Genomic DNA, 5,131 nt, shown 5'->3' with positions numbered 1-5,131 from the left:
ATTTCATGGTGATATGGATAAATGGATGGCACTTTCTAATACTATTAAACTTAAAATGTTAATTAGAATGTCTAAGGTTACAGGTGATTTAGCAACTTACAGAAATGCAAAACTTCAGACTTTAGCTACTGCAACATTTATAGATGAAGAAGTAGTAGTTAATCCAGGATATACTTCAGCAAGTAATGATCAGATGAATCCTTATATTCTAAATTGGGCAAGAAATGCTTCTGCTCAACAAGTGTCTAATTATGCTGTAGTAGTCATTTCTGAACATATGGCTAATGCTCTTGAAGGTAATGTAATCTTAAATAGTGCTGATTATACAAAATTTACAGGGCTAAAAGATCCTAGAAGAACAAGATTGTTTACCAATGTAACCTCAGTTGATTCAAACGGAAACCCATTTACAGGGTTGAAGGGCGTAAGGCAGGGTAACGTTCCAGGTCAACCGGGAGTTCCTGTAAACAATGTGAATACTTCAAAACTAGGAATTGGTAATTTTGCAGGTGCAGCTGCTGTTGGAACTTGGGCGGATGTAGTTGAGGAAAATAATAATAGGGGTGGTGTTCTTTTTTCAAGAGCAGAAAGTAATCTTCTTCAGGCAGAAGCTGCTCTTAGATGGCCTTCAATTTTTAGCTTTTCTCCTGCAGCCAAATTTAACACAGCTATAACTGCTAATGCAACATGGCTTGGTGCTAGTACAACCAATGCAGCTTGGACAACATATATAACAGGTATTGCTACAAGACCAGGTTTAGGTTGGACAGGAACAGATACACAAAAAATTGAAGCTATTATGACTCAAAAGTGGATTGCGTTGACTAACATTAATCCAACAGAAATGTTCATCGAGTACAATAGAACAGGTTATCCGTTTACACCAATGGCTACAACGGCTCAGTTTCCTAATAAACCTTACAGATTAGTATATCCAAATTCTGAATATGCTGCAAACTCAGCAAATGTACCAAATATTTCAAGTGCAGAGGTTTTTGTTAAGAATCAATACACTCCATTTTGGAATCAAAACTAACTTGAGTAAAATACTATAAAAAAGTATTAACTCATTATAACAAAAAAGGGGAAGCAATTATTGCTTTCCCTTTTTTATTTAGAATAATTTCAAATTAGGCGTGAGTTGTTTGATTTATGGTAATTAAAAGTAATTTATTTTAATTAGATTTTAACTGCATTTTAATCGTATTTTAATCTGAAAGACTTTCTGTGGTATTTTGTGATACCATGCTTTATCAGGGCTTCCTGATGTTTTTTTGTGGCATAGCCAAAGTTAGTGTTCCATCCATACTCCGGATGTTCTTCGTGGAGTTGTATCATCAATCTGTCTCTGTAATTTTTTGCTAAAATTGAGGCTGCTGCAATTGATAAAAATTTAGAATCCCCTTTAATTACGCATTGATGCGGAATGAAATTATAAGGATAAAATTTATTTCCATCTACCAGGATAAATTCTGGTCTTATTGTTAATTTATCTAAAGCATTATGCATCGCATGAATACTTGCATTCAGTATATTATGCTTATCTATAAATGCCGGAGGAAGTTCTGCAATTGCAAAACTTTTCACATTGTCTTTAATGTAATTATCTAAATCCATTCTGGTTTTAAAATTCAATTTCTTTGAATCATTAACAAGATTTTGCTCAAAATTTTCATCTAAAATTACAGCTGCCGCAACTACCGGCCCGCACAAACAACCTCTTCCTACTTCATCGCAACCTGCTTCGATGTAATTGTTTGACCATTTCTTTAATAAATCCATAAATTTTAACATTTAATACTTGTAAAAATACCACGAAAACTAGAATGTTATGCTAAAAACAATAATTTTTTAAAATTTTAACAGTTTTATTTAATAACTTTTTACAACTTTGTTAACACAAAATTAATATTAATTATGAAGAAACTAACAGCGGGTGTGCTTATTCTAGTGCTTTCTTCGTCTTTAGTTGTTGCACAAGYACAACAGACAAAGCCTGGAGACACCCTAAAAACACAAGAAATTGAAGGTGTAGTTGTTACTGCATTAGGAATTAAAAGAGAAAAAAAAGCTCTGGGGTATGCTACCCAAGAGATTAAGGGTGAAGATGTAAATAAAAATCCAACCACAAACTTCCTAAATAATTTATCAGGTAAAGTAGCGGGTGTTGATATTAAACAAAGTACAAACTTTGGAGGATCAATTAATGTTGTAACAAGAGGATAAATCTATTCTTGGCGATAATCAAGCTCTATTTGTGGTTGATGGTGTTCCTATTATGAATAAAAATGTGAATGCTTCAACTCAGCAAACCGCAAGAGGTGGATTTGATTATGGTAGCTCTGTATCAGATATAAATCCTAATGATATTGAATCCATAAATTTCTTAAAAGGTGCTGCCGCGACTGCTTTGTATGGTTCAAGGGCACAAAACGGAGCTGTAATTATTACAACTAAAAAAGGAAGTAAGAAAAGTATTGGTGTAGAGTTTTCAACTAGTGTAACAGTATCAACAGTAGATAAAAGTACTTTTCCTGAATATCAAACCCAGTACGGACAAGGTTATACTGGAAGAAGTTTCAGTTCTGCTTTATATCAARGTAGTCCAAGAGTTGTTTTCGGAAATGATGCTTCTTATGGTTCACCATATGATGGCTCTTTAGTATGGCAATATGGAGCTTTTATACCTGGTTCTCCAACTGAGGGACAAAGAACTCCTTGGCAAATGGCGAAAAACGGACCTATAACATTTTTTGAAACGGGAACTAATTATGTAAATAATGTTTCTTTTAGTGGAGGAGATGATCGTTCTACTTTCCGTTTAAGCTACAGTAATACTAATGCTACAGATATTTTACCTAATAGCTCATTAGTTAAAAATAATTTTGGAGGGAATGCTTCATATAAGCTGACAGATAAATTAACTGCTACAATGTATGCTAATTATATTACTCAAAAAACTAAAGGAAGAAACTCTACTGGTTATGGAGATAATATCATGTCAAACTTTAGACAATGGTGGCCAACCAATATTGATATCAATGAACAAAAATATCTTTATGACAATTTCAAGAAAAACTATACATGGAATATAACAGGAGTTTCAGATTTATCACCACAATATTGGGATAACTTATACTTCCAAAGATATGAAAACTTTCAAACAGACTCTAGAGAACGTTTTGCTGGGAATTTTAGTTTGAATTATGATGTATCAAAGGATTTCAATATATTAGCAAGAATGGGTACTGATGGATACACAATGATTGCAGAAGAAAGACGTGCTGTTGGATCAGTTCCAACTGAGTTTGGATTAAATGGGACAGGATCAAGTAATGTCCAGCCGTCAGGGTATTTTGTAAGTAATTACAGATTTTCGGAAACAAATTATGATTTAATTGCAACATACAAGAAAAATATTACACCAGATTTTAATTTAAATGCATTATTAGGAGGAAACATAAACGTCCAGAAAAACTATGTAAATCAACAATCAACAACTGGTGGCTTGTATATACCTGGTGTTTATACAATTGCTAATTCTGCATCTACACCAGTTGCTCCAGTAATTAATGATTTAACTAAATATATCTATGGTGCATTTGCTCAATTGTCATTAGGGTATAAAAATACTTACTATATAGAAGGTACTTACAGACGTGATCAATCTACTGCTCTGCCAGATAATAATAATGTTTATTGGTATCCATCGGTATCTGGGAGTATCGTATTTTCTAATTTAATTAAAGAAAAATGGTTAAGCTTTGGTAAGATCAGAGCAGCTTATGCTGAAGTAGGCTCTGATACTGCTGCTGATCAACTATTGAATAGGTATTTTGCTCAACCATCTTTTGGAGGGATACCTGTTTATTCATACAATACAGGGTTAAGAAATGCTGATCTGAAACCACAAAGATTAAAAAATGTTGAATTAGGTATTAATGCTCAATTCTTGAAGAATAGATTAGGGTTTGATGTGGCGTGGTTCCAAAATAAAGCTTTTGACCAAATTTTACCACTACCTGTTTCTTTAGGTTCAGGATCAGTAAGCAAATTTACAAATGCCGGAGAATTAACAACTAAAGGGTTTGAAGTTTCTCTAAATGTAACACCAATTAAAACCGACAACTTTCATTGGGATATGAATGTTAACTGGTCAAACCCATGGACTAAAGTTACAGCTCTTAGAGAAGGTATAGAAAATATTACCCTTGGTAGTTTACAAGGAGGAATTAGCATTAATGCGCCATTGAATGGGGATTATGGTTCTATTTGGGGGTCTGATTTTGTTTATAGTCCAGATGGACAAAAAGTTGTAGGTGATAATGGAGCTTATTTAGTAACTGATAATACTAATAATAATTTAGGCAGTTTTCAGGCTGATTGGTTAGGTGGGGTAAGTAACTCTTTTTCATATAAAAACTTATCTCTTAGTTTTTTAATAGATTGGAAAAAAGGGGGTAAAGTATTTTCTTTAGATCAGTATTATGGCTATGGAACAGGTATTTATGCTGACTCGGTAGGAAATAATGATTTAGGAAACCCAATTAGAAATACTTTAGCAAATGGAGGAGGAGTTATTTTACCAGGAGTAATGCAAAATCCTGATGGAAGTTATTCTCCTAATAATATAAGATTAGATAAGTCACAATCAAGTCAGGTTTTGTCAACAGATCCTCCAACTGCAGCATTTGTTTATGATGCCAGTTATGTTAAATTGAGAGAAGTCGCAATTACTTATAACTTCCCGAAAGAGATTTTGAATTCAAAGGTTATTCAAGGTTTATCATTAAGTTTAATAGGAAATAATGTATGGATTATTCATAAAAATCTTCCATATGCAGATCCGGAAAGTGGTTTGTCATCTGGAAATATCCAAGGTTATCAATCCGGACCAATGCCGACTACAAGAAATATTTCATTTAACGTAAAAGTAAACTTCTAAAGAATTTCCTATGAAAAAGTTCATTATACCTACATTAATATTAAGTCTTGGTCTTATTACGGTTTCTTGTAATACCGATGACGATGTTAATACAGATCAGCATGCAATTTATGAAACTCAACAAGGTTCATTAATAACTTATGCACAGAAAGAATTAAGCGATTTTTTAAATACACCAAGTGTTAA

4 protein-coding genes are annotated in these 5,131 nt (G+C 33.1%); 3 read left to right on the top strand and 1 reads right to left on the bottom strand.

Features of this window, described 5'->3' with window-relative positions:
- On the top strand, positions 1–1,036 hold a 1,036-nt coding region (locus AB4Y90_RS15285), incomplete at its 5' end, for a SusD/RagB family nutrient-binding outer membrane lipoprotein (RefSeq protein WP_441558404.1).
- A gap of 161 nt (positions 1,037–1,197) precedes the next feature.
- Here AB4Y90_RS15285 and AB4Y90_RS15280 read toward each other — a convergent pair.
- Complete coding sequence (locus tag AB4Y90_RS15280; protein ID WP_441558402.1) at positions 1,198–1,782, bottom strand: ribonuclease HII; 585 nt, start codon at positions 1,780–1,782, stop codon at positions 1,198–1,200.
- 135 nt (positions 1,783–1,917) lie between these two features.
- Here AB4Y90_RS15280 and AB4Y90_RS15275 point away from each other — a divergent pair, with 135 nt between their 5' ends.
- Together AB4Y90_RS15275 and AB4Y90_RS15270 are read left to right on the top strand one after the other, a co-directional pair.
- Positions 1,918–2,226, top strand: a complete 309-nt coding sequence (locus AB4Y90_RS15275) for a TonB-dependent receptor (protein WP_441558401.1) — start codon at positions 1,918–1,920, stop codon at positions 2,224–2,226.
- A gap of 31 nt (positions 2,227–2,257) precedes the next feature.
- Positions 2,258–4,945 carry a SusC/RagA family TonB-linked outer membrane protein gene (locus AB4Y90_RS15270; RefSeq protein WP_441558400.1) on the top strand — a complete coding sequence of 896 codons (2,688 nt, stop codon included), beginning with the start codon at positions 2,258–2,260 and terminating at the stop codon, positions 4,943–4,945.
- Positions 4,946–5,131 lie beyond the last annotated feature (186 nt).

This window comes from Chryseobacterium sp. 2TAF14 (genome assembly GCF_052115105.1).
In the GTDB taxonomy this organism is placed as follows: Bacteria; Bacteroidota; Bacteroidia; order Flavobacteriales; family Weeksellaceae; genus Chryseobacterium.
The sequence above is the reverse complement of the archived record's forward strand: the minus strand, read 5'-3'. Positions and strand labels throughout refer to the sequence as shown.

Excerpts from the sequence above, each read along its gene's own strand:
- AB4Y90_RS15280 (WP_441558402.1), bottom strand. The coding sequence starts at position 1,782 with ATGGATTTATTAAAGAAATGGTCAAACAATTACATCGAAGCAGGTTGC.